The sequence below is a fragment of the Faunimonas pinastri genome (genome assembly GCF_900110915.1).
GTDB classification, from domain to species: Bacteria; Pseudomonadota; Alphaproteobacteria; order Rhizobiales; family Afifellaceae; genus Faunimonas; species Faunimonas pinastri.
The window spans coordinates 41,196-65,904 of record NZ_FOFG01000001.1 but is presented as its reverse complement, the minus strand read 5'-3'; the positions used below and the strand labels follow the sequence as shown (position 1 = coordinate 65,904).

The following is a 24,709-nucleotide window of genomic DNA, read 5'->3' as shown; positions in this document are numbered from 1 at the left end:
GTCCTAGATAGGTTGTCGCACTCCGGCTGCCAAGGCAACATCTCCATTGATGCGAAAGGCAGGATTCGCATGGCAGCATTAAGCCCTTCCTGCAGAACGCCCGCCGACCTGCCTTCGCCCCCGGCAAAGCACCGCATTCAGGGACGAACGCCGGTCCGGCCCCGCTCCAGCGCCGGGCCCACGAGACAGAGCGCACCCAGGGTGCCGACCGGGCCCGGATGCGCCTCCCGCGCCCGCTCCGAGGCGGTCACGGGCAGCGGCGCGGCAATCAGCTGGCCGTCCCGGAAAAGCGCGGGCAGCGTCTGCGACACGGCATGGCCGAGCCCGGCGATCCGGATCCCCGGTCCGGCATCGCCGAGCCCCGCGATCGTCAGGCTTTCTCCGGCATTTGCCTCCGCATCGGGAACATCGATACGGAACCGGTTGTCCCAGACCAGCCGCTCGCCGGGCTTTACGGCCCTGCGCTCCAGCCCCTGCCGGCCCCATTCCCGCCGGAGCGCCACCTGCCCCGCTCGCACGTCCACGACGCAGCCATGCAGGGTGCGCACGATCTCCCCGCCCGCGGCTTGCGCCTCGACAAGAGCGTTATAAAGCGTCTCCAGATGATCCAGCCGGGGCGTATAGGGGTCGCCGGCGGCGGCCCGCAGAAGGCGGCCGACGACGCGGAGCGCGATCTCCTCATGCACGCCGGCCAGCGCTTCGACCGGGCCGGAGATGACGCCGTTTTGATCCGCCGTGAAGCCCTCCTGCAGGACGCGGTCCGCCGCCTGCTCCAACGCGTCGGCGGCGCGGCCGAGGCGGCCCGCCGTCTTGGCGAGACGCTCGGCTGTGAGGCCATGTTCTTCCAGCAGCGGCAGCAGACCGCGAAAACGGGCGCGGCTGTAGTGCGGATCGGAATTGCTGGGATCCTGCACGACAGCCAGCCCGCTCTCGTTAGCAACATCGACGAGGTCCGCCTTGCGCCAGTCCAGCAGCGGCCGGACAAGCCGGAGCTCGCCGATCGTCGTCTCCCGGCTCATGGCTGCAAGGCCGTAGACGCCGGAGCCCCGCGCCATCCGCATCAGCAGCGTCTCCGCCTGATCGTCCAGATGATGGGCCGTCGCCACGGTGTCGAAGCCCGCTTCCGCCGCCGCCTTGGCGAGGCATGCGTAACGCGCCTTGCGGGCTTCCGACATGACATTGGCGTCCGTCGAAAAAGCGCCGCAACGCATGATGCGGGACGGAAGGCCGAGGCGGGTCGCATTCTCCGCCACAAGCCGGGCCTCGTCTGCGGCTTCCGCGCGAAGTCCGTGATCCACGCTGACGACGAGAAGCGGGGGCGCCTCGCTCCAGCGCGACGCCAGCACCATCAAAGCCGTGGAGTCCGGGCCGCCGGATACGGCGAGCACGATGCCCTTCGCACCGGCGCAGCCGGCGAAGACGCGTTCCGGATCGATCCCGGCCGGCACGGCGTCAGCAACCGGCCTTGTGCGTCTCTTCATTCACCCGCGTCTTCACCGCGGCAGAGGCCTCGGGGAACTTGCGGCCGACCTCGCCCAGTGTGGCGCAGGCCGCTTCCTTCTCGCCCAGCGCCGAGAGGGACATGCCGAGCTTCACCAGCGCGTCCGGCGCCTTGGGACTGCGCGGCGCGGCCTTGTAGACGGCCAGGAAGGTGCTGGCGGCGTCGCGGGGATCGTTGAGCTGGAAGTAGCTCTCGCCCAGCCAGAAGCGGGCGTCGTTGGCCTGCGGATCGTTGGGGTTCGCCTGCAGCCATCGCTTGAACCCGCGCTGCGCGAGGTCGTAGTCGCCACTCAGGATATAGCCGTAGGCCTGGTCGTACTGCTCGCGCGGCGTGGTGGCGGGCGAAACCGAGGCCGGAGCGGCAGGATTGCCGTCGCCCGCAGGAGCCCCGAAGGCCGGCGCGGCGCCGGGCGCGGCGCCCGAGGCAAGCGCCGAAAGATCGAGCGGCGCGTTGTCGCCCGCCGCCGAGCCGACCGGCCCGATGGGGGGAGAAACATTGGTCTGGGGCATCGCGGCGGGATTGGGCGCGGCGGTCGGCGGCACGGCGGAAGCCATCGCGCCCGGCGGCGTTGCGCCCGGGACGGCCTGAGCGGGCGCGCCCTGCGCCAATTGCTGCTGCAGGATGCCGATCTGGTGCGTGAGTTCGTCGACCTGCCCGGTGAGTTGCCGGTTCTGCTCTTCCAGTTGCTGGATATAGAGCTGCATCTGACCGATCTGCTGCTGGGCGGATTGCGCCAGAGCGGGCGAAGCAAAGGTCAGGGCAAGCAGGGACGCGGTCAGTAAACGCGTCGACATCGACGGTGGCCTCCGGGCTGATCGGCAGTGTCCTACCATCGCCTTATCGATTCGGCCAAACTGAGACGGTGTCGAACAAAAAGAAACGGCCCGCACGAGGCGGGCCGTTGTGTCGCAGTCGGACCGGTCTAGCGGCCGCTCAGCACCGTGACGGCGCGGCGGTTCTGCGACCAGCAGCTGTTGTCGCTGCAAAGCGCCACCGGGCGTTCCTTGCCGTAGGAGACGACCCGGATGCGGCCGGCGGCGACGCCGCGGGAGACCAGGTAGTCACGCGCGGCATTGGCGCGGCGGGCGCCCAGGCCGATATTGTATTCACGCGTGCCGCGCTCGTCGGCGTGACCTTCGATGGTGAAGGTGTACTGACGGTAGCGGTTCAGCCACTCGGCCTGACGGTCGAGAATACCGGCAGCCTGCGAGTTCACCGAAGATTCGTCGGTGTTGAAGAACACGCGGTCGCCGACATTGACCTGGAAGTCCTGGGCGCTGCCCGGGGTCGCGGCGCCAGCGCCGCCACCGTTCATGCCGCCCATGCCGCCGGCGCCACCGAGACCGCCGGCACCGAGCATCTTGGACTGGTTGGCGCAACCGGCACCAAGCAGCGCGGCGACCATGAGCCCCGCGAACGAAATCTTTCGAACGGACAAGCCTGAGCTCATCGCCGCACACTCCTTGCTAAATTCAGTGATGAATGAGTAACCATGTTGAGGTTAACGCTTCCCAAACACGCGAAGTAAAAGAGCTTGGGAAAGCCGGTCCGGCGCATCTTTTTCAAAGCGGCGGAGCTAGGTGTCTCGCGTCCCGCCCGGCCCTCCCGCAAGGGCGCCGGGCGGAATGCGGAGGTCGTCAGTTCAGCAGCGGCGACCAGGCCGGATCGGACGCATAGGAAGGCGTGGGGACCTGCTGCTGGTTGTAGCCGGTCAAGTCCACCGACCACAGCTTCGGGCCAGAATTCGCGCCGCCCGGATCGCGGAAGAACATCAGCACGCGACCGTTCGGCGCCCAGGTCGGGCCCTCGTTGTCGTAGCCGTCGGTGAGCAGGCGCTCGCCCGAACCATCCGGCTTGATGACGCCGATGCCGAACTGGCCGCCCGCCTGCTTGGTGTAGGCGATCAAGTCGCCGCGCGGCGACCAGACCGGCGAGGCATAGCGGCCCTGGCCGAAGCTGATGCGCTTGGCCGCGCCGCCCGAGGCGCTCATGAGGTAGAGCTGCTGGTTGCCGCCGCGGTCGGACTCGAACACGATCTGCCGGCCGTCAGGCGAATAGCAGGGCGCCGTGTCGATGGAGGGCGAGTCCGTCAGGCGCGTCAGCTGCCGGGTGCGGAGGTCCAGCGTATAGAGATTGGCGTTGCCGCCGTTCTGCAACGACAGGACCACCGTCTGGCCGTCCGGCGAGAAGCGCGGACTGAAGGCCATGTTCGGGAAGTTGCCGATCAGCTCGCGCTGGCCGCTCTCCAGGTTCAGGAGATAGACGTGCCACTGGTCGTTGTTCAGCGCGGCGTAGGTGATCTCCTGGCGCAGCGGCGAGAAGCGCGGCGTCACGACCAGCGCGTCGCCGCTGGTGAGATAGCGCACGTTGGCGCCGTCCTGGTCCATGATCGCCAGGCGCTTGGTGCGCTGACCCTTGCCGCCGCTTTCGTCGACATAGACGATGTGGGTATCGAAATAGCCCTTCTCGCCCGTCAGCCGCTCATAGATGGAATCGGCGATGATGTGCGAGATCCGGCGCCAGTTGGCGGGATTGGCGAAGAACTGCTGACCCGTGAGCTGCTGGCCGGAATAGATGTCCCACAGCCGGTACTGCGCCATGATGCGGCCGTCGCCGGTCGCGGTGACCTGACCGGACACCAGTGCCTGCGCGTTCAGCGGGCGCCAGTTGGTGAAGTTCGGCGTCGTCGAGGGGGGCACCACCGGGTCCACGAAGGACTGCGGGTTGAGCGGCGCGAAAAGCCCGGAGCGCTTCAGGTCGGCGGTAATGACCTGCGACACGTTCTGGCTCAGTTCGTCCGGTGCGTTGCCGCCGCCGACGAAGGTCGGAATGGCGATCGGCATCGGCTGCACCGTGCCCTTGTTGACGTCGACCTTCAGCTGGGCCATCGCCGGCGCCGTCATGCCGACAACTGCCACGATCAAGGCTGCGAGGAGCGAAGCGCCCCTCTTCGCCGGTCTTGTTGCAGTCAGGTTCAATTCGGAACTCCTCATCATCCACCAAGCATCTGGCTCGGATCGAAGGTGAAATCGATCTGATGCCATGACTCGAATTTGTCGGCCGGCAGCATCGTGTACGGCGCACAGGCCTCCACGGCGCGCATGGCGCTTTCCGCCGCCACCTGCCCCACGGGATCGCCACCGCCGCTCAAAAGCTGCGGGGCGGCCGCAAGCTGGCCGTTCTGCTGCAGCTCGATGCGGATCTCCACCTGCAGATTGCCGGCTTCACGCACGGCGACCGGCGGGTTCCAGCAGCGATAAAGCGCGGATTTCAGCGCATCCACTTCGCTCTGGCTGAGCGAGGCGGTCTGCTTGCCCTTGTCGGAGCCGAAGGTCTGCGGCTTGTTCGCGGGATCGGGGTCGCCACCACCGGCCTTCTGCTTGTTCAGAAGCGCGGCGATGTTGTCCTCGTCGAACTTCTTGTTCGACTTGGAATCCTGCGACTTTTCCTTCGACTGCTGCTTCGGCGTCGCCTCGGCGAGCTTGGTCAGTTCGTCCTGGTCGGCCTTGTCCATCTTCGGCGGCGTCGGCTTCGGCGGCGTCGGCTTGGGTGGCGTCGGGCGCGGCGGTGGAGGCTTCGGCGCGGGCGGAGTCGGCTTTTCCGGCTGGGGCTTGGCCTCTTCCTTCTGCTCCGGCTTGGGCGCGGGTTCGGGCGTCGGCTCCGGGGCCGGCTTCGGCGGCGGCGGAGCCGGCTTTTCGACCGGCGGCGGCACAGGCTTCGGCGGAGGCGGCGCGGGCTCGGGCGGCTTCGGCGCCGGCTCCGGTGGGGGCGGCGGAGGAGGAGGAGGAGGCGGCGTGGGTGTCGGCTTCGGCGGCTCGGGTGTCGGCGCTTGCGTCGGCGGCGGAGCCGCCTCGTTGGCGGCGTCCACGGGACGATCCACCGGCTTGTCGGCCGGCTTCGACGGCGTCGGTGCCTTGATGTTGCTCTTGGTCTGCGGCGGCTCGTCCTTGACGGGCTTCGCCTTCTTGTCGCCGATCCGCATGTCGGAAATCTCGGACATGTCGACCAGGTCGACCGGCATCGCGTCGAAATCGTCGACGTTCATGGGCTTGGAATTCGGCAGCCCAAAGAGCGCGAAGACCAGGATCCCGAGGTGGACCGCAATTGAGACACCGGCGCCCAGACGCATGGCTTAGCCACCCGTCTCCTCAAGGGTGACGAGCCCGATATGCTTGTACCCGGCCTCGCTCAGCCGACCCATCACCTGCATGATGGTGCCGTAGTCGGCCGTCTTGTCGCCACGCACGAAAATACGCTGCTCGGGACCGTCCTTGCCGAGGGCCTGGAGCGTTGCGACGAGCTTGTCGGGCGTCACTTCATTATCCTGAAGATAGATCTTGCCGTCGGACCGGACGGAAACCGTCAGCGGCTCGGTGTCGGCGGAAAGGGCCTTCGCCTGCGTTTCCGGCAGATCGATCGGCACGCCGGAGGTAAGGAGCGGCGCCGAGACCATGAAGATGATCAGCAGCACGAGGATCACGTCGACGAAAGGCGTGACGTTGATCTCGGCCATGACGGCGTTGTTGCGGTGCCCGCGCCTGCGCCGGCCACCGCCTCCACCCCCACCTGCGAGCCGGGCGCCCATCAGGCGGCGCTCCGCTCGTCGATCTGGCGCGACAGGATGGCGGCGAACTCGTCGGAGAAGCCTTCCATGCGCGTGGAAAGCCGCGACACCTGGCCGGCGAACTTGTTGTAGAACATGACGGCGGGGATAGCGGCGACCAGGCCGAAGGCGGTGGCGAGCAGCGCCTCGGCGATGCCCGGCGCCACGACCGCCAGATTGGTGTTCTTGGAAGCGGCAATCGAGGTGAAGGAGCTCATGATGCCCCACACCGTGCCGAAGAGGCCGATGAACGGACCCGCCGAGCCGACGGTCGCGAGGACCAGAAGCCCGCGCTCGAGCCGGTCGATCTCACGCGCCAGCGTGACGTCCATGACGCGGTCGATGCGGTTGCCGAGGCCGTGCAGCGATCGAGCACCGGATTCGTAGGTGCGCTTCCACTCGCGCATGGCGGCGACGAAGAGTGCACCCATGCCGTGCGCCTCGCGGGCGGAAACCTGCTGGTAGAGCTGCTCCAGCGACTGGCCCGACCAGAACACGTTCTCGAACTGATCCATCTGCCGCTTCACGCGGGAGAAGGTCATCAACTTGTCGATGATGATCGCCCAGCACCACACGGACGCGGACAAGAGTCCAAGCATCACGAGCTTGACGACGATGTGGGCCTGCCAGAACAGGGACAGCAGAGAAAAGCCGCCCGCCGGTGCAGCGAGGGAAGTCTGAACGACGGCATCATGCATGAGGTTTGATCGCCTAATTCCGATCTATGCGGCCTTTGGCCACCCAAATATGTCGAAAGCACGACCTCCCGGGTGGGAGAGACCGTCACACAGCTTAACTAGATCGTGGTTAACAATCAGTTGATAACGAAGAGGTGCGAGCGATCTTGCCGGAGAGGCGCGGGCACTGCTTGCCCGTTAACCATTTTTTTCGGAACCATCTGTTTTTGCTGGTGCTTTAGAGATCGATGTATCGTTCAGAGACAGTTTCCATGTTCCCCAGTCTCGAGAAGCTGACAGCCGCCACCCTGACCGTCGCGACATTCGTGGTTTTCACCACCGCGTTCGCAGGCGTGCGGGCCCCGGAATGGAAGCCGCGAATCGTCGCGGCCGAACCGCAGCAGGCACCTGTACTGCCGGCTACTCCGCTGCGCTGAAAAGCGCTCTGATCCGCGGCGGCATCCGCTGCGGCCTGCCGCCCGGGCCGATCAGCACCACGGTCACGGCGGCCTCGAACAGCAGATCCTCGCCCCGAAACACCTTCTGCCCGAGCCGCAGCCGGGCGCCGGACACTTCGGCCGGGCGCGTTTCCACCCGCAGGATATCGTCGATCCGCGCGGGCTTCAAAAAATCGAGCTCCATGTGACGGACCGCGAAAGCGAGCCCCTCCCCTGCCAGTTCCGCGTGGTGCACGCCCAGCAGCCGCAAGTAATCGGAGCGGGCGCGCTCGGCGAAATGCAGGTAGCGAGCGTGGTAGACGAGGCCGGAAAAATCCGTGTCCTCGAAATAGACCCGCTGCAAAAGCCGGTGGCCGAAGCCGGTCAGTTCGCCCGCAAGCGCGGCTTCAGAGATCGTCATCGCCGGCGAACAATCCGAATTGCGGAGCCTGCGGCGCCTCCGGCACCGCCAGGCCAAGATGCGAGAAGGCTCGGGCGGTGAGCACGCGGCCGCGCGGGGTACGCTGAACGAAGCCCTGCTGGATCAGATACGGCTCGACGATCTCCTCGATCGCGTCGCGAGGCTCGGAAAGTCCGGCAGAGATCGTCTCGATTCCCACGGGGCCACCGCCGAAATTTTCCGCGATCATCATGAGATAGCGCCGGTCGAGCTGGTCGAGCCCGCGACTGTCGACGTCGAGCGCCAGCAATGCCCTGTCCGCGATGGCGCTGGTGATCTCGCCCGAACCTTCCACCACCGCGAAATCGCGGACGCGGCGCAGCAGGCGGCCGGCAATCCGCGGTGTTCCCCGGGCGCGTCGGGCGATCTCGGACGCGCCGCTGTCGGTGATCGGCGCACCGAGAATGCGGGCGCCGCGCCGGACAATATATTCCAGCTCGGGCACCGTATAGAATTCCAGCCGCACCGGGATTCCGAATCGATCCCGCAGCGGTGTCGTCAAAAGGCCCAGCCGCGTCGTCGCGGCGACGAGCGTGAAGCGGGCGAGATCGATCTTGACCGAGCGTGCCGCCGGCCCCTCGCCGATGATGAGATCGAGCTGGAAATCCTCCATCGCGGGATAGAGGATTTCCTCCACCGCCGGGCTGAGGCGGTGGATCTCGTCGATGAAGAGCACATCGCGCTCTTCCAGATTGGTCAGCAGCGCCGCGAGGTCGCCGGCCTTGGCGATCACCGGGCCGGAGGTGGCGCGAAAATTGACGCCGAGTTCCCGCGCCACGATCTGCGCCAGCGTCGTCTTGCCGAGGCCGGGCGGCCCGACGAACAGCACGTGATCGAGCGCATCGCCGCGGCCGCGCGCCGCGTCGATGAAGATCTGCAAGTTAGAGCGCGCCTTGGCCTGGCCAACGAAATCGCCGAGGCGCTGCGGGCGAAGCGAGGCGTCTTCGTCCTCGCCGCGCACTTCCGGGGAGATCAACCGCTTTTCGCTCAACGCGCCAGTTCCTTCAGGCCGAGGCGGATCAGCTTGGGCGTTTCCGCGTCATCGCCGGCTTCCCGGAGGGCGGCGGCAACGGCCGCGGAGGCCTGCGCCTGCGCGTAGCCGAGATTGACCAGCGCGGACACGGCATCGGCGGCGGGCTTCGGCGCCACCTTGTCGCCGAGATCGGCCTGCAGGCGCGCGGTGCCGGAATCGACGTGCCCGAAGGTCGGCACCTTGTCCTTGAGTTCCAGGCAGATGCGCTGGGCGACCTTGGGACCGACCCCGGGCGAGCGGGCGACGGCCGCCTTGTCCTGCAGCGCGATGGCGGAGGCGAGATCCGACGATTTGAGCGTGCTCAAAACCGCCAGCGCGACCTTGGTGCCGATGCCCTGAACCGTGATCAGCAGGCGGAACCACTCGCGCTCCACCTCGCTGGAAAAGCCGAATAGCCGGATATCCTGCTCGCGCACATGCGTCTCGATGGCGAGCGAGGCGGCTTCTCCCACCTGCGGCAGCGATTGCAGCGTCTGCGTGGAGCAATGGACGAGATAGCCGACGCCATGCACGTCCACGATCGCCCAGTCCGCGCCGGTGGAGTCGATGATGCCCTTGAGCTTGCCGATCATGCTCCGCCGGTCCGTGAGTTCTCTTCGCCGCCAGCGTTAGAACATTTCGGAAACAAGCTCAATCCGCGCCATCGCAAATGGCCCGGTCGAATGGCTTGGGCGAATGACGCGTCAGCCTGCCGCTTCAGCGCGCTGCGGCGGCCAACCGCATCCGGGCGGGCCCGCGATGGTGGGCGTGACAGATGGCGATGGCCAGCGCGTCGGCGGAATCGTCGCTGTCGAAGACGGCGCGCGGCATCAGCACGGACACCATCATGCGGATTTGCTCCTTGGCGCCATGGCCGGCGCCGACCACCGTCTTTTTCACGGCGTTCGGCGCATATTCCGCCACCTGCAGGCCCGCCAGCGCCGGCACCAGCATCGCCACGCCGCGCGCCTGCCCGAGCTTCAACGTCGCGGCCGCGTCCTTGTTGACAAAGGTGGCCTCCACGGCCGCCTCGTCGGGCGTGAAGGCGGACAGAACCTTCGCCAGCCCGTCATGGATCTCGCACAGGCGAAGCGCCAGTTCCGCCTTCTCGTCCGGCCGCACCGTCCCGGCGCCGACGAAGCTCAGGCGGCTGCCGGTGACGTCGATCACGCCCCAGCCGGTGCGGCGGAGGCCGGGATCGATGCCGATGATGCGAATCGTTTCCGTCATGCGCGGACCCTAGCCCAAGCCTTTCCGTCGCGGCGAGAAGCCAGTTCCGGCCCGCGACGCACATAAGTCGGTGATGATGCGAACTTGCCATTTGCCGCCGCACTCGGAGCGACCTATATCTGCTGTTGCGTGGCTGCGCGGCTCGTCAGGAAACTATATCCCCGGGGCCTTATCAATCCTTAAGGGAGCTGTCCCCGACCAGACCCGTGGGTTTGGTCACACGGCGCCCACCTACGTTGTAGGTCCCGGGATTGTTCAACTCCAACGGCCGAGGTGGCTACGCACTCACCTCTTTCGCCGGCGATCGCCGGCCTCTCTCCCCGGAGTGCCTCATGCCCGACGCAGCGACTGTTCCAGCCGCGGCGCTGAAGGCGGAACTCCGGAAAACCGCGCTGGAGCGGCGCGGTTCTCTTTCCGTGGTCGCGCGCGAAGCGGCCTCCCGCGCGGCGATCACCCATGTCGTGCCGCTCCTCGGGAGCGGCCAGCGCGTCGCCCTCTTCTGGCCGATGCGCGGGGAAATCGATCCGCTCGGATTGGCCCCCGAGATCCGCAGGCTCGGCGGGCAGGTGCTGCTGCCGGCGGTCGTCGGTCGCGACCTCGCCTTCCGGCTCTATCCCCAGGACGGTCCGCTGGAGCCCGGCGCTTTCGGCACGCGCCATCCACCGCCGAGCCAGGCCGCCGCCGATCCGGACCTGATCGTCGCGCCGCTGGCCGCGTTCGATCGACGGGGCGGGCGCATCGGCTATGGCGGGGGTTTCTACGACCGGGCGCTGGCGCGGTTGAGGCACGGCGGACGGCAGGTGCCTTTCATCGGCATCGCCTTTGCCTGCCAGGAGGTGGACCGCGTGCCGGTTGAAGGGCATGACGAACCGCTCGCGGCAATCGCGACGGAAAACGAATTGATCAGGGTGGAGAGCGAAGCGTGAGATTGCTGTTTCTGGGCGACGTGATGGGACGAGCCGGCCGCGCGCTGGTTTGCGACACCCTGCCCGGCCTGATCGAGAAGCACCGCTTCGATTTCGTCGTCGTCAACGGCGAGAACTCCGCCGGGGGCTTCGGCATAACCGAGGACATCTTCCAGAACCTCGTCGATGCCGGCGCGGACGTGGTGACCACCGGCAACCATGTCTGGGACCAGCGGGAAGCGCTGATCTATGCCGACCGGCAGGACCGCTTCCTGCGCCCCATAAACTATCCCCAGGGCACGCCCGGGCGCGGCGCCAACGTCTTCACCGCCCGCAACGGCGCGCGCGTGCTGGTGCTGAACGTCATGGGCAGCATCTTCATGCCGGCGCTGGACGATCCTTTCGCCGCCGTCGATCGCGCGATCGGCGCCTGCGCGCTGGGCGAAGGCTGCGATGCGATCGTGGTCGACATCCACGCCGAGGCGACCAGCGAAAAGCAGACCATGGGCTATTTCCTCGACGGCAAGGCGTCGCTCGTCATCGGGACGCACACCCATGTGCCGACCGCCGACCACCGCGTCCTGCCCGGCGGCACGGCCTATATGTCGGATGCCGGCATGTGCGGCGATTACGACTCCGTCATCGGCATGGAGAAGGATGAACCCCTGCGCCGCGCAATGACGAAAATTCCTTCCTCCCGCTTCGGGCCCGCGCTGGGTCCGGCGACCTTGTCGGGACTGGCGGTCGAGATCAATGATGCGACCGGATTGGCGAAGCGGGTGATGCCGCTCAGGATCGGCCCGGGACTGTCTCCGGCCGAGCCCGACTTCGACTGACAGCGACCGGCGGGCATCCCCCCGGTTCAGGGGAGATCGCGCCGTGACGGACATCTTGCACGGGCGCTGCTTTTGCGGCGCCGTTTCCATTCAGGCGCGTGGCCAGCCTTTCCAGGTCTCGTGGTGCCACTGCCGCGATTGCCGGCGGCAGACGGGGGCCCCGGCCGTGGTGTGGGCGGGCTTTCGCGCCGACGACGTCGACTGGTTCGGCGAACCGAAGCACCGGCAGTCCTCGCCGCATATCACGCGGAGCTTCTGCGCCGATTGCGGCACGCCGCTCAGCTATGAGGACGAGCGGCTGCCGGGCGACGTGTACATCCATGCCGGTGCCTTCGACGAAGCCGACCGGCTGGTGCCGGACCGGCACGCCTATGTCACCAGCAAGCTGTTCTGGCTGCACCTGGAAGACGGGCTGACGGAAGTGGAAACCGACGTTCGCCAGCCGCACGAATAGCGCGCGGCAGCGGGCCCCCGGCTGGACGCCGGGCGTTCCCATACCTATAAACACGCCAAACTCAGGCACATAAAAACAGTTGGGGCTGGCCATGGCCGGACATTCACAGTTCAAGAACATCATGCACCGCAAGGGGAAGCAGGACGCGGTGCGTTCCAAGCTCTTCTCCAAGCTGGCGCGTGAAATCACGGTTTCCGCCAAGGAAGGCGGCGGCGACGTGAACGCCAATTCCCGCCTGCGTCTCGCGGTCCAGAACGCCCGTGCCCAGTCCATGTCCAAGGACGTCATCGAGCGCGCCATCAACAAGGCGGCCGGCGGTGAAGGCGACGACTACGCCGAGATCCGCTACGAGGGCTACGGCCCGGGCGGCGTCGCGGTGATCGTGGAAGCGCTGACGGACAACCGCAATCGCACGGCGGGCGCGGTGCGCTCCTATTTCTCAAAGAACGGCGGCGCGCTTGGTGAAACCGGTTCGGTCGGCTTCATGTTCGATCGCGTCGGGGAAATCGTCTACCCGGCTGCCGCCGGCGATGCGGATTCCGTGCTGGAAGCGGCGATCGAAGCCGGCGCCGACGATGTCGTCAGCGACGAGGAAAATCACATCGTCACGACCACCTTCGCGGACATGAACAGCGTCGCCAAGGCGCTGGAAGAAAAGCTCGGCGAAGCGGCCTCGGTAAAGGCCGTGTGGCGTCCCCAGACCACCACGCCGGTGGACGAGGAAAAGGCCGCGACGCTGATGAAGCTGATTGCCACGCTGGAAGACGACGACGACGTGCAGAACGTCTACGCCAACTTCGAGATCGACGAAGAAACCATGAGCCGCCTGTCGGCAGCCTGATCGGGATCGTGGCTCCGGGGAAGCGGAGCCTGCCCACCAAACAAAAGGGCGCCCCGTGGGGCGCCCTTTTTCATTTCCGATCTCGTCCGGGACGATCAGGTATCGTCCGGGACAATCAGATATCGTCCGACTTGACCGACTTCAGCTTGGCGAAGACCGCTTCCGGGTCGATGTCCATGTCGTTGGGCAGGCCGAGATCGTCCTCGTCGGCGACCGGCGCGGCATTCATGGTTTCCTCGGCGGAAAGCAGGCGGGCGCCCTCGGCCTCGCGCGGCAGCGGCGACTCGCGCTCCGCCTTGCGAACTTCCAGATCGAGCTCCAGCTGCGAGCAGAGGCCCAGCGTCACCGGATCGGTCGGCGTCAGCGAGGCCGAGTTCCAGTGCGTGCGTTCGCGGATCGCCTGGATCGTCGGCTTGGTGGTGCCGACAAGGCGCATGACCGCCGCGTCCTTGAGTTCCGGATGGTTGCGCACCAGCCAGAGGATCGCGTTCGGCCGGTCCTGCCGCTTGGAAACCGGGGTGTAGCGCGGGCCGCGGCGCTTGACCTCGGGCACCTTTACCTTGGGCTCCAGGATCTTCATCGCATATTGCGGGTTGCGCTCGGCCTTCTCGATCTCGTCGCGGCTGAGCTGGCCGGCCAGCACCGGGTCCATGCCCTTGATGCCCTGCGCGGATTCACCGTCGGCGATGGCCTTCACTTCCAGCGGATGCATGCGGCAGAAATTCGCGATCTGCTCGAACGTCAGGCCGGTATTGTCGACGAGCCACACGGCTGTCGCCTTCGGCATAAGCGGCGATGTCGCCATGGCAAAGTCCTCCTGTCCACTCCGCCGGCTTGCGGGCCGGCGAAGCCGTGATTGCGTCTGGGATCACGGGAAATCACCCTCTTTATAGGTGCCGCGATCCCACCGTGCAAGGATTTGCCGCGTCGCGCCTGTGGGAGGAACGCGACTGGCGCCCGCGCTCCCCTAGTCCCTCACCGTCAGGATGATCTTGCCGACATGGCTCCCCTCCTCCATTCGGCGGTGGGCGTCGGCCGCCTCCGCCAGCGGGAAGGTCGCGTCGATGACCGGCCTGAACCGGCCTTCGGCGATCAGCGGCCAGACGGCCTCTTCCACCGACCGGGCGAGCTCCGCCTTGAAGGCGACGGAACGCGCGCGCAGCGTGGATCCTGTATGGGTGAGCCGCTTCATCATCACCTTGGCGACATTGATCTCGGCCTTCGCGCCGCCCAGCACCGCGATCTGCACGATACGGCCATCCTCGGCGGCCACGTCATGGTTGCGCGCGACATAGGAGCCGCCGACCATGTCGAGGATCACGTCCGCGCCGCGCCCACCGGTCTTCTCCTTCACGACCGCGACGAAATCCTCCGTCCGGTAATTGATCGCGAGATCCGCGCCGAGATCGCGGCACGCCTGGCACTTCTCTTCCGAGCCGGCGGTCGCGACGACGAAGCAGCCGAACGCCTTGGCAAGCTGGATCGCCGTGGTGCCGATGCCGCTCGTCCCGCCATGGACGAGGAAAACCTCGCCCGGCCGCAAGGCGCCGCGCTGGAAGACGTTGTGCCAGACGGTGAACACCGTCTCCACGATGCCGCCGGCCTCGGTCGGGGAAAGCGGCGCGGGCAGCGGCAGGGCGTTCGTCGCATGAACCGTGCAATATTCCGCATAGCCGCCGCCCGGCAGCAGCGCCACGACCTGGTCGCCGACCTGCCAGCGCTCCGCCCCCGGTCCGACCGCCGCCACCGTGCCGGCGACCTCCAGCCCCGGCAGGTCGGACGCGCCTTCCGGCGGCGCGTATTTCCCCTGCCGCTGCAGCACATCCGGGCGGTTCACGCCGGCGGCCGCGACCCGGATCAGGATTTCTTCCGGCCCCGGACGGGGCACCGGCCGCTCGTCCGGCGTCAGCACATCCGGGCCGCCGGGTTCGCTGATGACCACGACATCCATGGTTTCGGGGATTTGAGCCATTTCGTTCCTGCTGGATTGGAGAATGCGTCCTGCACCCTATGAATATAGGGACTTATTCCGTCGACCGGAGACCCGATATGGCTGCTTTCGATGACGAACCCCCGAAGCCGCAATCGCAAGCGAGTGGGCCGGGCGCATCGCTTTCCACGCTTTCGGTGTTCGAGCTGGAAGACCGCATCCGCCTCTATCGCGCCGAGATCGAGCGCATGGAGCGGGAGATCCAGGCCAAGAAGCAGAGCCGCGACGCGGCGGAATCGGTGTTTCGCATCGACTCCTGATCGAGGAATAAACGTTTCCTTAATGCTGACGGCGCAACGTGGTCCCGTTCCCCTCCCATATCTCTCCCGGAGGGAGGCGGAACGGAGAGACAGTGTCCTCCAATCTCCCCTCGAAAGTCCTGAGCCGCGCGAGCGGCTCTTCTTTTTGGCAAGACGCCCGGGCCGCGCGAGCGGCTCTTCTTTTCACCAATTCATAAGTATCCGGTTGAAACCGACTCCGATCGGCGGCCACTCTGCCGTAAGGTCACCCCAAGCCCAATCCCGGGGCCCATTTCCGGGGAACCCTTCCTGGGGAAGGGGCTCTGCGGGCGTCAGTGGAGTGTAGCATGCGTCTTCGAACCGACACGAAGCAGCCGATCTCGTTCGGCGAAGCCTATGCGCAATCGGAGACTTTCCGTGCCCTCTTCCGTCAGGGAATGGGCCTGGTGGAGGAAACCGCGGCCTATCTGGACGGCGACGGACGCTTCGCCTCGCGCGCGCTGGAGCGCCCGGTGGCGGCGGTCTACGCCAGGGAATCCATGCGCCTCACCACCCGGCTGATGCAGCTGGCCTCGTGGCTGCTGCTCCACCGTTCGGTGATCGAGGGCGACATGACGGCGGCACAGGCGGCCGACGAAAAGCGCAAGATCCGGCTGGAGCCGCTCGGCACGCAGAACGCCGATGAGGAGTTTTTCGCCCAGTTGCCGGATCGCTTCGCCGATCTGATCAACCGCTCGTTTTCGCTTCAGAAGCAGGTGGAAATGATCGATGCGGCCCTGCTCGGCGATCCGGCTCCCCGCGCGGCCAGCAACGAGAACCCGGTGGGCGCGCAGATCGCCAGCCTCGCGGCCGCGCTCGGAGCATCCTTCTAGGTCTCGCCCGATCAGAGGCCGGCGCCCCTCGCCGGCCTTTTTCGTTCAGCACAGACTGAGAAAACGGGCCGAAGAAAAAGAGCCAAAGAAAAAGGGCCGGCGAAAGCCGGCCCTTTTCGTTCGCGCCTTGAATCCTGCCGGAAACCGGATCAGGAGCCGAGGTAGCTGTTGAACTTGTTCTTGAAGCGCGACAGACGGCCGCCGCGATCGAGCAGCTGCTGCGTGCCGCCGGTCCATGCCGGATGCGTGCGCGGGTCGATGTCGAGGTTCAGCGTGTCGCCCTCGGAACCGTAGGTCGAGCGCGTCGTGTACTCGGTGCCGTCGGTCATCACCACCTTGATGCGATGATAATCGGGATGGATATCTTTCTTCATCGTCAGATCTCTTTGCGAATGGGCAGAATTCTTGGCAGTCGCCGCGCCGGCCTAAGCCCAAGCGGCAAAAGGCGAGCGTTGCCCGCCCGCACGTCCGTGCCCGCTCCATATAGGCTTTTGGCCTAAGCTTCAAGGCCGCGTCATCAAGGCCGCCTCGTCGCCCTTGCGCCGGCCGTCATTTCTTGCTCCTTGACCCGCATGACAAGGAACTCACGAGACCGGGACGAAGCGTCGGAGCGCACGTCATCACGAAATCTGCGCCCGCTTCGAACGCTGCTGCCCTATCTCGGCCGTTACCGGGGCCGGGCGTTTGCCGCCGTGGTCTCGCTGCTGGCCGCCGCGCTCGCGACGCTGAGCATGCCCGTCGCGATCCGGCGCATGATCGACATCGGCTTTTCCGCCGAGAATGCCGCCTTCATCAACCGCACGTTCCTTGCGCTCTTTTTGCTGGCGGCTGTGCTCGCGCTGGCCAGCGCCGCCCGCTATTACCTCGTGACCACGCTCGGCGAGAGGATCGTCGCCGATCTTCGCCGCGACGTCTTCGACCATGTGATGCGCCTGTCGCCGGCCTTCTTTGACACCGCCCATTCCGGCGAGATCATGTCGCGCCTGACGGCCGACGCCACGCAGATCAAGTCCGCCGTCGGTTCCAGCGCTTCCGTCGCGCTCCGCAATGTCGTGATGTGCCTGGGCGGCGTGATCATGATGGTCAGCACCAGCCCGCATCTCTCCGCGCTGGTGCTTCTCGTCATCCCCGCCATCGTGCTGCCCATGGTCGCCTTCGGCCGCAGCGTTCGCAAGCGCTCGCGCTTTGCGCAGGATACGCTGGCGAACGCATCCGCCTATGCGGCGGAGGCGATCGGCGGCGTCCGCACTGTGCAGGCCTTCACCTATGAGCGCCCCACGGGCGACCGCTTCGGCGGCATGGTCGAGGCTTCGTTCCAGGCCGCCCGCGAAGCCACCAGGTCGCGCTCGATGCTCACCGCCTTCGTGATCTTCCTCGTGTTTTCCAGCATCGTCGCCGTGCTCTGGTGGGGCGCGCATTCGGTGCTGAGCGGCCAGATGAGCGCCGGCACGCTCGGCCAGTTCCTGCTCTACTCCGTGCTGGCGGCGAGCTCGCTGGGCGAACTCTCGCAGGTCTGGGGCGAAATCTCGCAGGCCTCCGGCGCCAGCGGCCGCATCGCAGAGATCCTCGCCACCCCGCCGGCCATCCAGGCGCCCTCCCGGCCCGCGGCCTTGCCGAGCCCGGTTGCGGGCGAGATCCGCTTCGACCGCGTCTCCTTCGCCTACGGGGAAAGCGGCCCGACGCTGCACGACATCTCGCTGCGCATCCGGCCCGGCGAGCGCGTCGCGCTGGTCGGCCCCTCCGGCGCCGGCAAGTCCACGCTCTTCTCGCTGCTGATGCGCTTCTACGACCCGCTTTCCGGCACGATCTCGCTGGACGATGTCGATATCCGCAGCCTCGATCCGCTGGCGCTCCGGCGCGAAATGGCGCTGGTGCCGCAGGAGCCCACGATCTTCGGGGCGAGCGCGCGGGAAAATATGCGCTTCGGCCGGCCGGAGGCGGAGGAGGCGGACATCGTCGCCGCCGCGCGGGCCGCCCGGGCCGACGAATTCCTCGCCGCCCTGCCGCAGGGCTATGACACGCCGCTCGGCGAGCGCGGCGTCACGCTTTCCGGCGGCCAGCGCCAGCGCCTGGCGATCGCCCGCGCCATCCTCAAGGATGCGCCGGTGCTGCTTCTGGACGAGGCGACCAGCGCCCTCGATGCGGAAAGCGAAGCCGCCGTGCAGGCGGCGCTCGAAACGCTGATGCAAGGCCGCACCTCCCTCGTGATCGCCCACCGGCTGGCGACCATCAAGAGCGCCGACCGCATCCTCGTCATGGATGCCGGGCGCATCGTGGAGGAAGGCACCCATGCCGGCCTCGTCGCGCGCGGCGGCCTCTATGCCCGTCTCGCCGATCTCCAGTTCCAGAGCGGCGAGCCCGACCGGCCGCGCCTGCAGGCCTGACGCTCAAGCTTTTCCTCTCTGGCCGCGTCGCCGCTCCGCCCCATATGCCGGGGGAATGCGAGGGCGGACCATGGCCAGAATTCCGAAGACGTCACCCGTCCTGATCACCGGCTGTTCCAGCGGAATCGGCCGGGCCAGTGCGATCGCCTTTGCCCGACGCGGTTTCCTGACAGTCGCCACCTCCCGCAACCTCGCCGATATCGAGGACCTCCGCGCCGAGGGCTGCGAGATCCGGGCGCTGGACGTCACCGACGACGGCAGCGCGGAAACGGTGGCGGCTATCGAGAAGCGGTTCGGACCCGTGGGCGTGCTCGTCAACAATGCCGGATTTCCGCAATATGGCCCGATCGAGGAAGTGCCGCTGGACGGTGTCCGCCGCTCGTTCGAGACCAATGTCCTCGGCGTGGTCCGGATGGCGCAGCTCGTGCTGCCCGGCATGCGCGAGGTCGGGCGCGGCCGCATCGTCAATGTAAGCTCGGTCGCCGGCCGCGTCAGCATGCCGGGTGCGGGGATCTACCACGCCTCTAAATTCGCGCTGGAAGCGATCTCCGATGCGCTGCGCGTCGAGGTGAAGGACTTCGGGATCGACGTGGCGAACGTGCTGCCAGGCCCCGTCGCCACCAAGTTCGTCGGCAAGGTCGCGGCGGGCCTGCCGGATACCGGCCCGGACAGCCCCTATCGCGGCTTCAAGGATTCCGTCCGGCTGATGATGGAGCGAGCACTGCGGCCCGGCAATCCCGGCGTCCTCTCACCCGAGGACATCGCCGCCGCCATCCTGAGCGCCGCGACCGACCGGGTGCCGCGCATTCGCTACAATGTCGGCAGCTTCTCCAAGCTGGCCCCGATGCTGCATGCGATAGCGCCCGAGCGCGTCGTGGACGCCGCCTTCCTGCGTGTTCTCGGCAGGCGCTGACCGGGTTCCCCGGTCGCCCGGAGCCGGATCGATCAGGGCTCGGTGAGCTTCAGTTCGATGCGGCGATTGCGGGCATAGGCCGCATCCGTGTTGCCGGTGTCCAGCGGCCGGAACTCGCCGAAGCCGGCGGCGACCAGATGCTGGGGGTCGACCCCCCTGGAAATCAGGTATCGCACCACGGAAATGGCACGGTCGGCCGACAGGTCCCAGTTGCTCTGGAAGCGGCTGGTCGGGGCGATTGGCCGGGCATCGGTGTGGCCATCGACGCGGATCACCCACTTGATCTCCGGCGGGATCTCCCCTTCCAGCTCCTTGATCGCGTCGGCCAGCTTGTCCAGCGAGGGCCGCACGGAATCGTTCAGTTCGTCGCTGGCGGAGGGGAAGAGAACGGACGCGGGCAGCACGAAGCGGTCGCCCACCACCTGGATGTCCGGGCGATTGGCGAGGATCTGCCGCAGCCGGCCGAAGAAATCGGAGCGGTAGCGCGCGAGTTCCTGCACCCGCTGCGCCAGCGCCACGTTCAGCCGCTGGCCGAGATCGGCGATCTTGGTCTGGCTTTCCGCGCCCTGCTTCTCGGAAGCTCCAAGCGCGTCTTCAAGCGCCGCGATCTGGCGCCGCAGCGCGGCCAGTTGCTGGTTCAGCAGCGACACCTGATCGAGCGCGCCCTGGCTCAGCTTCTTCTGCGCGACGAGGTCGCCTTGCAGGGCCGCCACCTGCCCCTGCCCTTCATCGACCGCGAGGCCGGTATTGGTGTTCAGCGCGCTCTGCAGCTTGTCGCGTTCCGACTGGGTGCTGGCAAGGCTCGCCTGCATGGCGGCCAGCGTGTCGTTCAGGTTGTGCGACTTCGCCTGCTCCAGCGCCAGCATGTCGCTGAGCTGGCTGATCTGCGCGTTCAGCTGGTTGAGGATCGTGTCCTTGTTGCCGATTTCCCGGCTGAGGAACGTCTGCGACAGGAAGAAGACGGTAATCAGGAAGACGAAGACCAGCACCAGCGTCGACAGCGCGTCGACGAAGCCCGGCCAGTAGTCGATGCGGGAAAGGCGGCGGCCGCGCGTGGTGGCCATCGCCTCAGCCTTCCCGTCTCAGCTCGGAGAGGGCACCGCTGCGCTCAGCGGCCGGGCCCTCGATGCGGGCCGCCTTTTCTTCGGAAACGACTGCGAGGCGGTCCAGCGTCGCCTGCAGCCGGACCTGCTGCTCGGCCTGCGCTTCCATCCAGTCGCGCACGGCCTGCTGCTCGGTGCGCATGTGCTGGACCAGCGCCTGGATGCCTTCCGCAAGGCTGGACACGGCCGCATTGTTGCCGCGACCGGGACCGTCCTCGCTGATCATGCGGGCGAGACGGTCCACCGACTGGCGGATCTCCTGCACGCTACCGCCGGCCTCGGGTTCCTCGACGGAGAAGTCCTCAAGATCGGTCAGCGTGGAAAGCCAGTCCTCCAGCTCGGTATAGAAGCGGTTCTGCGCCTGCCCCGCCTGAAGGTCGAGGAAGCCGAGGACCAGCGAGCCGGCCAAGCCGAAAAGCGAGGATGAGAACGAGATGCCCATGCCGGAAAGCGGCGCAGCCAGACCCGACTTGAGATCCTCGAACAGCGTCGTCGCGTCGCCCGAGCCGGTGTTGAGGTTCTGGATCGTAGCACCGACGGCGCCCACCGTGGTGAGCAGGCCCCAGAAGGTGCCGAGCAGGCCGAGGAAGACCAGAAGCCCCGTCAGATAGCGCAGGATCTCCCGGTTCTCGTCGAGGCGGTTGCCGATCGAATCCAGGATCGAGCGCCACGTCGAGGTGGACAGCGCCATCGACTCCGCCCGGTCCCGCAGCAAAGTGGCCATGGGCGCCAGGAGCCGCGGGCTTGCCTGAAAAGGATCGTGCCCGCGCCGGCGGAAGGCGTTGACCCACCGCACTTCCGGCATCAGCCAGACCACGTTGCGGATCGACAGGATGATGCCGATGACGAGCACCGCCACGATCAGGCTGTTGAGTCCCGGATTGTTCAGGAACGCAGCCTGCACCTGCCGGTGCAGGATGATCGGAACGAACGCCGCTATGACCAGGAAAATGATGATCCTGACCAGAAAGACACGAGGGCTCGAAAGCTTGTAGGGGTCGAATTCGCGGGCCATGCTTCTCCCGTCCGCACAGCGTTTAAACTCTTAGTAGCGCGAAATGGCGGCCTTGGCGAACGGAACCCGCTCAGACCTTCAAAAGCACCTGAAGCTGACGATGGATGGACTCGTTACCGGCGACGATGTGACCGGAATTCAGCATGTCGTCGCGGCCCTCCATGTCGCTGACGAAGCCGCCGGCCTCGCGGATCAGCAGGATGCCGGCCGCCATGTCCCACGGCTTGAGGTCGCGCTCCCAGAAGCCGTCGAAACGCCCGGCCGCGACATAGGCGAGGTCGAGAGCGGCGGCACCCGAGCGGCGGACGCCGGCCAGCGCCGGCATGCTCTTCGCCAGTTCCTTGAGGAACAGGCCATGGTCGCCCCGGCCGAGATGCGGAATGCCGGTGCCGATCACGCAATCGGCCAGATGCATCCGGTTCGCCACGCGGATGCGGCGGTTGTTCATGAAGGCGCCGCCGCCGCGCTCGGCCGTGAAGAGCTCGTCGCGAACGGGGTTGTAGATCAACCCGGCGCGGATCTTGCCCTGGCTTTCCAGCGCGATGGAAATGCAGAAATCCGGAATGCCGTGCAGGAAGTTGGTCGTTCCGTCGAGCGGATCGACGATCCAGCGATGCTGTGGATCCTCCCCGGCGGTCGCGCCGGATTCTTCCATCAGGAAGCTGTAGCCGGGGCGCGCGTGCTCCAGCTCGGTGCGGATGATGTCCTCGGCCCGGCGATCGGCGGCGGAGACGAAATCCGCCGGTCCCTTGCGGGAAACCTGGAGGTTCTCCACCTCGCCGAAATCGCGGGCGAGATTGCGGCCGGCCTTGGAAGCGGCCTTGACCATGACGTTGAGAAGAGCGGAAAGAGCCATGTCTGCCGTGCCTTTCAGTCTGCGCGGCGCAGATAGGAAACTTCGTTGGTATCGACGACGATCCGCTCGCCGGAGCCGATGAAGGGAGGCACCATGACGCGCACGCCGTTCTCCATGATCGCCGGCTTGTAGGAGGAAGCGGCCGTCTGGCCCTTCATGGTCGGCTCGGTCTCGGCGATCGTCAGCGTCACGTGCTGCGGCAGCGAGATGCCGATCGGCCGCTCGCCGTGCATCTCCAGCATGACCTGCATGCCGTCCTGCAGGAAGGCGGCGCGCTCGCCGACGAAATCGGCGGCCAGATTGATCTGCTCGTAGGTCTCGGTATTCATGAAAACGAGCTGGTCGCCTTCGGTGTAGAGATACTGGAAGTCGCGCTTCTCGATCTCCGTCAGCTCGACCTTCTCGTCGGAACCGAAGCGGTTGTTGAGCTTCCGTCCGTCGATCAGGTTCTTCAGCTCGACCTGGTTGTAGGCCGGGCCCTTGCCGGGCTTCACCGTCTGCGTCTTAACGGCAACCCACAGCGAGCCATCGTGCTCGATGACTGCGCCGGAGCGGATTTCGTTGCCGTTGATTTTCATGGCTGGTCCTGGACATCGGGGCGGGAGGGATCGGCGGCCATCCACCATAATTCCCGGGGGGGCGCAAGCTCGATGCCGGGCGGCGGCACCGAAAGCCCGCTCAGAAGCGGCCGGTTGGAGGATAGGGCTCGGAGGACAGGGCTAAGGCAGCAGCCGGAGGAGCGGTCGCTGCGAGAAGGCGTCGCGGCAGGTCAGGCGGTGATGTCGGGCAGCAGCCGGTCCTGCAATTCGATGATGCGGTCCTTGAGCACGAGCTTCTTCTTTTTCAGCCGCTGCAGCTGCAGGGAATCCAGATGCGCCTGGATATGAAGCGCATCGATCGCGGCATCGAGATCGCGGTGTTCCTGCCGCAACTGCGCCAGTTCGGCGCGGATCGCATGATTGTCCGTGCGGATCACCGTACCGTAATCGTCCATGTGAAAAATCCTGCCGCAACCGTCGCGATCCATAGCACGCGGGCGGCAATAACGGAACGCGCCGCAGCCGATCGTTTGTTCCGCCGCGCTATCGCCGCGAAAATTGTCCTTCCCCGCCTTATTCCATGTCGGTTTGGCTTCGACACCCCAGCGGGCCTGTGTCAGACTGATGACGTTCTCGATCCAATATGGAGAAGCGAATGTCCATGGAATCGCATCTTGCCGAGCTTGAACGTCGCCATCAGGTGCTCAAGCAGGAACTTCAAGAAGCGCAGGCTCGCCCCTCAATCCCGGAAAGTGAACTGCTGTCGCTGAAGCGACGAAAACTGCAGATCAAAGACACCATCGCACGGCTGCGTCAGCACCGGTCGCACTAGACCGGTCGGCAACCGACAACAGTAATGAGGGGGCGTTCGCTGCGGCGGGCGCCCCTTTCCTTTTGGGCGCTCGTTTGTTGTTGCCGGTGCCTTTTGAGAAGCTCGGCGTTTCGGGATCAGGGCTCGATGCCCGAAGGCGACGTGCGGCCGATCTGATGCAGGCGGTCGGCCAGCGTTTCGATCCGCTCCGCGGTGTTTTCCAGCGTGGAGACGAACCCCTCCTCCAGCGCCTCGTAGCGGCCCTGCACTTCGCGACGGCGCTCGCGCATGGCCTCGATCTCGTCCTCCGCCCCGCGCAGGCGCGCTTCCGCCTCGCGCAGACGGTCGGTCATCAGGATGCCGGCCATCACCATCAGCCGCTGGTCGCCGATCTCGCCGAGCGCACCCCGGAGTTCGGTGATCGCCTGGTCGAAGCGGGCCCCGAGGCTGGCCACGTGCTCTTCCTGCCCGTCGTCGCAGGCGAGCCGGAAGGCGCGGCCGTTGATGGAAACATTCACCTGGGCCATGGGCTAACCCTTCCCGTCCGATGCGAGCGCGGCGCGGATCGTCTCCATCGCCATGACCAGCCGGCGCGAGACGTCGCGGTTCACATTGTCCAGCCGTCGCACCCGGCTTTCGGAGCGATCGAGGCTTTCCGCCAACCGCGCACGGTCGGCGTTCAGCGTCTGGATCTCGGTCGCGACCCCTTGTGTGAGGCCGCCCACCTTTTCCTCGACCGCTTCCTCGAGCTGGCGGAGGGCCTGATCCAGTCTCTGGACCGCGCGTTCTGCGGCTGACGCCATGGAGCCGGTTCGCCCGTTGAACTGTTGAGTTGCGAAAGATGTGCCGGGTTATGGCCGCTTTATCAAGACGAAAACAAGCATGATCAACCTGTTGCGGCTCCTTCCTTCCCGGTGAGCTTAACGGCTGGCACCGCCCTGGCGCGGCTGGGCGCCGCCAGTCGAAGTTGCACCCCATGTCGCCCGGGGCGGCGTTGACTCGACAGGGCAGAGTGGTATGTGTCCCCACGC

General features: G+C 66.5%; 31 protein-coding genes and 1 other RNA gene. 11 read left to right on the top strand and 21 right to left on the bottom strand.

The window, feature by feature from the left end:
• Positions 1 to 137 precede the first annotated feature (137 nt).
• The 7 genes from tilS to tolQ form a co-directional block, all read right to left on the bottom strand.
• A complete protein-coding gene (gene tilS, locus BMY25_RS00330) occupies positions 138 to 1,481 on the bottom strand; it encodes a tRNA lysidine(34) synthetase TilS (protein ID WP_092494608.1) in 1,344 nt (447 codons plus the stop codon).
• Positions 1,453 to 2,295, bottom strand: coding sequence for a tol-pal system protein YbgF (ybgF, locus tag BMY25_RS00325; RefSeq protein WP_177176633.1), 843 nt, complete (start codon positions 2,293 to 2,295; stop codon positions 1,453 to 1,455). The genes tilS and ybgF overlap by 29 nt, the downstream gene beginning before the upstream one ends.
• Before the next feature lie 128 nt (positions 2,296 to 2,423).
• The gene (gene pal, locus BMY25_RS00320; protein ID WP_428976928.1) at positions 2,424 to 2,951 is read right to left on the bottom strand and encodes a peptidoglycan-associated lipoprotein Pal; all 528 of its coding nucleotides are present in this window, start codon (positions 2,949 to 2,951) and stop codon (positions 2,424 to 2,426) included.
• 187 nt (positions 2,952 to 3,138) lie between these two features.
• Positions 3,139 to 4,494 (bottom strand): Tol-Pal system beta propeller repeat protein TolB, encoded by a 1,356-nt coding sequence (gene tolB / locus BMY25_RS00315; RefSeq protein WP_092495112.1) that lies wholly within the window; start codon positions 4,492 to 4,494, stop codon positions 3,139 to 3,141.
• Complete coding sequence (locus BMY25_RS20650; protein WP_092494605.1) at positions 4,494 to 5,630, bottom strand: hypothetical protein; 1,137 nt, start codon at positions 5,628 to 5,630, stop codon at positions 4,494 to 4,496. Before BMY25_RS20650 ends, tolB begins: the two co-directional genes overlap by 1 nt.
• A 3-nt stretch (positions 5,631 to 5,633) precedes the next feature.
• The gene (gene tolR, locus BMY25_RS00305; RefSeq protein ID WP_092494604.1) at positions 5,634 to 6,086 is read right to left on the bottom strand and encodes a protein TolR; all 453 of its coding nucleotides are present in this window, start codon (positions 6,084 to 6,086) and stop codon (positions 5,634 to 5,636) included.
• Positions 6,086 to 6,802, bottom strand: coding sequence for a protein TolQ (gene tolQ / locus BMY25_RS00300; RefSeq protein ID WP_092494603.1), 717 nt, complete (start codon positions 6,800 to 6,802; stop codon positions 6,086 to 6,088). The genes tolR and tolQ overlap by 1 nt, the downstream gene beginning before the upstream one ends.
• A gap of 251 nt (positions 6,803 to 7,053) precedes the next feature.
• On the opposite strand from tolQ, the gene BMY25_RS20645 reads away from it, so the two are divergent.
• Complete coding sequence (locus BMY25_RS20645; protein WP_177176632.1) at positions 7,054 to 7,218, top strand: hypothetical protein; 165 nt, start codon at positions 7,054 to 7,056, stop codon at positions 7,216 to 7,218.
• Here BMY25_RS20645 and ybgC read toward each other — a convergent pair.
• The 4 genes from ybgC to ruvC all read right to left on the bottom strand — a co-directional run bounded on the left by ybgC (position 7,202) and on the right by ruvC (position 9,920).
• The gene (gene ybgC, locus BMY25_RS00295; protein ID WP_092494602.1) at positions 7,202 to 7,639 is read right to left on the bottom strand and encodes a tol-pal system-associated acyl-CoA thioesterase; all 438 of its coding nucleotides are present in this window, start codon (positions 7,637 to 7,639) and stop codon (positions 7,202 to 7,204) included. The two genes, BMY25_RS20645 and ybgC, sit on opposite strands and share 17 nt — an antisense overlap.
• Entirely contained in the window at positions 7,626 to 8,669 is a 1,044-nt protein-coding gene (gene ruvB, locus BMY25_RS00290; RefSeq protein ID WP_092494601.1) for a Holliday junction branch migration DNA helicase RuvB, read from the bottom strand. Before ruvB ends, ybgC begins: the two co-directional genes overlap by 14 nt.
• Entirely contained in the window at positions 8,666 to 9,283 is a 618-nt protein-coding gene (gene ruvA / locus BMY25_RS00285) for a Holliday junction branch migration protein RuvA (protein ID WP_092494600.1), read from the bottom strand. The genes ruvB and ruvA overlap by 4 nt, the downstream gene beginning before the upstream one ends.
• Positions 9,284 to 9,407: 124 nt before the next feature.
• Positions 9,408 to 9,920, bottom strand: a complete 513-nt coding sequence (ruvC, locus tag BMY25_RS00280) for a crossover junction endodeoxyribonuclease RuvC (protein WP_092494599.1) — start codon at positions 9,918 to 9,920, stop codon at positions 9,408 to 9,410.
• 127 nt (positions 9,921 to 10,047) lie between these two features.
• Here ruvC and ssrS point away from each other — a divergent pair.
• The 5 genes from ssrS (at position 10,048) to BMY25_RS00255 (ending at position 12,956) form a co-directional block, all read left to right on the top strand.
• A non-coding RNA gene (ssrS, locus tag BMY25_RS00275) (6S RNA) lies at positions 10,048 to 10,204 on the top strand.
• 48 nt (positions 10,205 to 10,252) lie between these two features.
• Entirely contained in the window at positions 10,253 to 10,846 is a 594-nt protein-coding gene (locus BMY25_RS00270; RefSeq protein ID WP_092494598.1) for a 5-formyltetrahydrofolate cyclo-ligase, read from the top strand.
• A complete protein-coding gene (locus BMY25_RS00265) occupies positions 10,843 to 11,661 on the top strand; it encodes a TIGR00282 family metallophosphoesterase (protein WP_092494597.1) in 819 nt (272 codons plus the stop codon). The genes BMY25_RS00270 and BMY25_RS00265 overlap by 4 nt, the downstream gene beginning before the upstream one ends.
• Before the next feature lie 43 nt (positions 11,662 to 11,704).
• A complete protein-coding gene (locus tag BMY25_RS00260) occupies positions 11,705 to 12,115 on the top strand; it encodes a GFA family protein (RefSeq protein WP_092494596.1) in 411 nt (136 codons plus the stop codon).
• Between the two features lie 91 nt (positions 12,116 to 12,206).
• Positions 12,207 to 12,956: a YebC/PmpR family DNA-binding transcriptional regulator gene (locus BMY25_RS00255; RefSeq protein WP_092494595.1), complete on the top strand. Its 750-nt coding sequence runs from the start codon at positions 12,207 to 12,209 to the stop codon at positions 12,954 to 12,956.
• Between the two features lie 115 nt (positions 12,957 to 13,071).
• Here BMY25_RS00255 and BMY25_RS00250 read toward each other — a convergent pair whose 3' ends face one another.
• Positions 13,072 to 13,761, bottom strand: coding sequence for a DUF1013 domain-containing protein (locus BMY25_RS00250; RefSeq protein WP_092494594.1), 690 nt, complete (start codon positions 13,759 to 13,761; stop codon positions 13,072 to 13,074).
• 162 nt (positions 13,762 to 13,923) lie between these two features.
• Entirely contained in the window at positions 13,924 to 14,928 is a 1,005-nt protein-coding gene (locus BMY25_RS00245; protein WP_092494593.1) for an NAD(P)H-quinone oxidoreductase, read from the bottom strand.
• Positions 14,929 to 15,005: 77 nt separating this feature from the next.
• Between BMY25_RS00245 and BMY25_RS00240 the strand changes: the two genes are divergently transcribed.
• On the top strand, positions 15,006 to 15,206 hold the full coding sequence (locus tag BMY25_RS00240; RefSeq protein ID WP_092494592.1) for a DUF1192 domain-containing protein: 201 nt from the start codon (positions 15,006 to 15,008) through the stop codon (positions 15,204 to 15,206).
• A 326-nt stretch (positions 15,207 to 15,532) separates the two neighbouring features.
• On the top strand, positions 15,533 to 16,057 hold the full coding sequence (gene rcdA / locus BMY25_RS00235) for a protease adaptor protein RcdA (RefSeq protein ID WP_092494591.1): 525 nt from the start codon (positions 15,533 to 15,535) through the stop codon (positions 16,055 to 16,057).
• 149 nt (positions 16,058 to 16,206) lie between these two features.
• Here the strand turns inward: rcdA and rpmE are convergent, their stop codons facing one another.
• Positions 16,207 to 16,431 carry a 50S ribosomal protein L31 gene (gene rpmE, locus BMY25_RS00230; RefSeq protein WP_092494590.1) on the bottom strand — a complete coding sequence of 75 codons (225 nt, stop codon included), beginning with the start codon at positions 16,429 to 16,431 and terminating at the stop codon, positions 16,207 to 16,209.
• A 198-nt stretch (positions 16,432 to 16,629) separates the two neighbouring features.
• Here rpmE and BMY25_RS00225 point away from each other — a divergent pair, with 198 nt between their 5' ends.
• Positions 16,630 to 18,441, top strand: a complete 1,812-nt coding sequence (locus tag BMY25_RS00225) for an ABC transporter transmembrane domain-containing protein (RefSeq protein WP_092494589.1) — start codon at positions 16,630 to 16,632, stop codon at positions 18,439 to 18,441.
• 70 nt (positions 18,442 to 18,511) lie between these two features.
• Positions 18,512 to 19,354, top strand: a complete 843-nt coding sequence (locus BMY25_RS00220) for an SDR family oxidoreductase (protein WP_238858063.1) — start codon at positions 18,512 to 18,514, stop codon at positions 19,352 to 19,354.
• A 32-nt stretch (positions 19,355 to 19,386) separates the two neighbouring features.
• Here BMY25_RS00220 and BMY25_RS00215 read toward each other — a convergent pair whose 3' ends face one another.
• The 5 genes from BMY25_RS00215 to BMY25_RS00195 all read right to left on the bottom strand — a co-directional run bounded on the left by BMY25_RS00215 (position 19,387) and on the right by BMY25_RS00195 (position 23,322).
• Complete coding sequence (locus tag BMY25_RS00215; RefSeq protein WP_092494587.1) at positions 19,387 to 20,418, bottom strand: peptidoglycan -binding protein; 1,032 nt, start codon at positions 20,416 to 20,418, stop codon at positions 19,387 to 19,389.
• Between the two features lie 4 nt (positions 20,419 to 20,422).
• Entirely contained in the window at positions 20,423 to 21,472 is a 1,050-nt protein-coding gene (locus BMY25_RS00210; protein WP_092494586.1) for a flagellar motor protein MotA, read from the bottom strand.
• A 70-nt stretch (positions 21,473 to 21,542) separates the two neighbouring features.
• Positions 21,543 to 22,328 carry an inositol monophosphatase family protein gene (locus BMY25_RS00205; protein ID WP_092494585.1) on the bottom strand — a complete coding sequence of 262 codons (786 nt, stop codon included), beginning with the start codon at positions 22,326 to 22,328 and terminating at the stop codon, positions 21,543 to 21,545.
• 14 nt (positions 22,329 to 22,342) lie between these two features.
• On the bottom strand, positions 22,343 to 22,906 hold the full coding sequence (gene efp / locus BMY25_RS00200; RefSeq protein ID WP_092494584.1) for an elongation factor P: 564 nt from the start codon (positions 22,904 to 22,906) through the stop codon (positions 22,343 to 22,345).
• A 191-nt stretch (positions 22,907 to 23,097) separates the two neighbouring features.
• The gene (locus BMY25_RS00195; RefSeq protein ID WP_092494583.1) at positions 23,098 to 23,322 is read right to left on the bottom strand and encodes a YdcH family protein; all 225 of its coding nucleotides are present in this window, start codon (positions 23,320 to 23,322) and stop codon (positions 23,098 to 23,100) included.
• A 200-nt stretch (positions 23,323 to 23,522) separates the two neighbouring features.
• Between BMY25_RS00195 and BMY25_RS00190 the strand changes: the two genes are divergently transcribed.
• Positions 23,523 to 23,699 carry a YdcH family protein gene (locus tag BMY25_RS00190; protein ID WP_092494582.1) on the top strand — a complete coding sequence of 59 codons (177 nt, stop codon included), beginning with the start codon at positions 23,523 to 23,525 and terminating at the stop codon, positions 23,697 to 23,699.
• A 116-nt stretch (positions 23,700 to 23,815) separates the two neighbouring features.
• Here the strand turns inward: BMY25_RS00190 and BMY25_RS00185 are convergent, their stop codons facing one another.
• Together BMY25_RS00185 and BMY25_RS00180 are read right to left on the bottom strand one after the other, a co-directional pair.
• Positions 23,816 to 24,205, bottom strand: a complete 390-nt coding sequence (locus BMY25_RS00185; protein ID WP_092494581.1) for a cell division protein ZapA — start codon at positions 24,203 to 24,205, stop codon at positions 23,816 to 23,818.
• Positions 24,206 to 24,208: 3 nt separating this feature from the next.
• Positions 24,209 to 24,481 carry a DUF4164 family protein gene (locus BMY25_RS00180; protein WP_092494580.1) on the bottom strand — a complete coding sequence of 91 codons (273 nt, stop codon included), beginning with the start codon at positions 24,479 to 24,481 and terminating at the stop codon, positions 24,209 to 24,211.
• Between the last annotated feature and the right edge of the window lie 228 nt (positions 24,482 to 24,709).

What these genes read in the sequence shown, in the direction of transcription:
- rpmE (WP_092494590.1), bottom strand. Translation starts at nt 16,431, where the DNA reads ATGAAGAAAGATATCCATCCCGATTATCATCGCATCAAGGTGGTGATG.
- tolB (WP_092495112.1), bottom strand. Translation starts at nt 4,494, where the DNA reads ATGAGGAGTTCCGAATTGAACCTGACTGCAACAAGACCGGCGAAGAGG.
- BMY25_RS00215 (WP_092494587.1), bottom strand. Translation starts at nt 20,418, where the DNA reads ATGGCCACCACGCGCGGCCGCCGCCTTTCCCGCATCGACTACTGGCCG.
- BMY25_RS20645 (WP_177176632.1), top strand. Translation starts at nt 7,054, where the DNA reads ATGTTCCCCAGTCTCGAGAAGCTGACAGCCGCCACCCTGACCGTCGCG.
- pal (WP_428976928.1), bottom strand. Translation starts at nt 2,951, where the DNA reads ATGAGCTCAGGCTTGTCCGTTCGAAAGATTTCGTTCGCGGGGCTCATG.
- BMY25_RS00190 (WP_092494582.1), top strand. Translation starts at nt 23,523, where the DNA reads ATGTCCATGGAATCGCATCTTGCCGAGCTTGAACGTCGCCATCAGGTG.
- BMY25_RS20650 (WP_092494605.1), bottom strand. Translation starts at nt 5,630, where the DNA reads ATGCGTCTGGGCGCCGGTGTCTCAATTGCGGTCCACCTCGGGATCCTG.
- BMY25_RS00255 (WP_092494595.1), top strand. Translation starts at nt 12,207, where the DNA reads ATGGCCGGACATTCACAGTTCAAGAACATCATGCACCGCAAGGGGAAG.
- rcdA (WP_092494591.1), top strand. Translation starts at nt 15,533, where the DNA reads ATGCGTCTTCGAACCGACACGAAGCAGCCGATCTCGTTCGGCGAAGCC.
- BMY25_RS00250 (WP_092494594.1), bottom strand. Translation starts at nt 13,761, where the DNA reads ATGGCGACATCGCCGCTTATGCCGAAGGCGACAGCCGTGTGGCTCGTC.
- ybgF (WP_177176633.1), bottom strand. Translation starts at nt 2,295, where the DNA reads ATGTCGACGCGTTTACTGACCGCGTCCCTGCTTGCCCTGACCTTTGCT.
- BMY25_RS00245 (WP_092494593.1), bottom strand. Translation starts at nt 14,928, where the DNA reads ATGGCTCAAATCCCCGAAACCATGGATGTCGTGGTCATCAGCGAACCC.
- BMY25_RS00195 (WP_092494583.1), bottom strand. Translation starts at nt 23,322, where the DNA reads ATGGACGATTACGGTACGGTGATCCGCACGGACAATCATGCGATCCGC.
- BMY25_RS00185 (WP_092494581.1), bottom strand. Translation starts at nt 24,205, where the DNA reads ATGGCCCAGGTGAATGTTTCCATCAACGGCCGCGCCTTCCGGCTCGCC.
- BMY25_RS00225 (WP_092494589.1), top strand. Translation starts at nt 16,630, where the DNA reads ATGACAAGGAACTCACGAGACCGGGACGAAGCGTCGGAGCGCACGTCA.
- ybgC (WP_092494602.1), bottom strand. Translation starts at nt 7,639, where the DNA reads ATGACGATCTCTGAAGCCGCGCTTGCGGGCGAACTGACCGGCTTCGGC.
- ruvC (WP_092494599.1), bottom strand. Translation starts at nt 9,920, where the DNA reads ATGACGGAAACGATTCGCATCATCGGCATCGATCCCGGCCTCCGCCGC.
- BMY25_RS00270 (WP_092494598.1), top strand. Translation starts at nt 10,253, where the DNA reads ATGCCCGACGCAGCGACTGTTCCAGCCGCGGCGCTGAAGGCGGAACTC.
- BMY25_RS00180 (WP_092494580.1), bottom strand. Translation starts at nt 24,481, where the DNA reads ATGGCGTCAGCCGCAGAACGCGCGGTCCAGAGACTGGATCAGGCCCTC.
- efp (WP_092494584.1), bottom strand. Translation starts at nt 22,906, where the DNA reads ATGAAAATCAACGGCAACGAAATCCGCTCCGGCGCAGTCATCGAGCAC.
- tolQ (WP_092494603.1), bottom strand. Translation starts at nt 6,802, where the DNA reads ATGCATGATGCCGTCGTTCAGACTTCCCTCGCTGCACCGGCGGGCGGC.
- tolR (WP_092494604.1), bottom strand. Translation starts at nt 6,086, where the DNA reads ATGGGCGCCCGGCTCGCAGGTGGGGGTGGAGGCGGTGGCCGGCGCAGG.
- BMY25_RS00220 (WP_238858063.1), top strand. Translation starts at nt 18,512, where the DNA reads ATGGCCAGAATTCCGAAGACGTCACCCGTCCTGATCACCGGCTGTTCC.
- tilS (WP_092494608.1), bottom strand. Translation starts at nt 1,481, where the DNA reads ATGAAGAGACGCACAAGGCCGGTTGCTGACGCCGTGCCGGCCGGGATC.
- BMY25_RS00240 (WP_092494592.1), top strand. Translation starts at nt 15,006, where the DNA reads ATGGCTGCTTTCGATGACGAACCCCCGAAGCCGCAATCGCAAGCGAGT.
- BMY25_RS00205 (WP_092494585.1), bottom strand. Translation starts at nt 22,328, where the DNA reads ATGGCTCTTTCCGCTCTTCTCAACGTCATGGTCAAGGCCGCTTCCAAG.
- BMY25_RS00210 (WP_092494586.1), bottom strand. Translation starts at nt 21,472, where the DNA reads ATGGCCCGCGAATTCGACCCCTACAAGCTTTCGAGCCCTCGTGTCTTT.
- ruvA (WP_092494600.1), bottom strand. Translation starts at nt 9,283, where the DNA reads ATGATCGGCAAGCTCAAGGGCATCATCGACTCCACCGGCGCGGACTGG.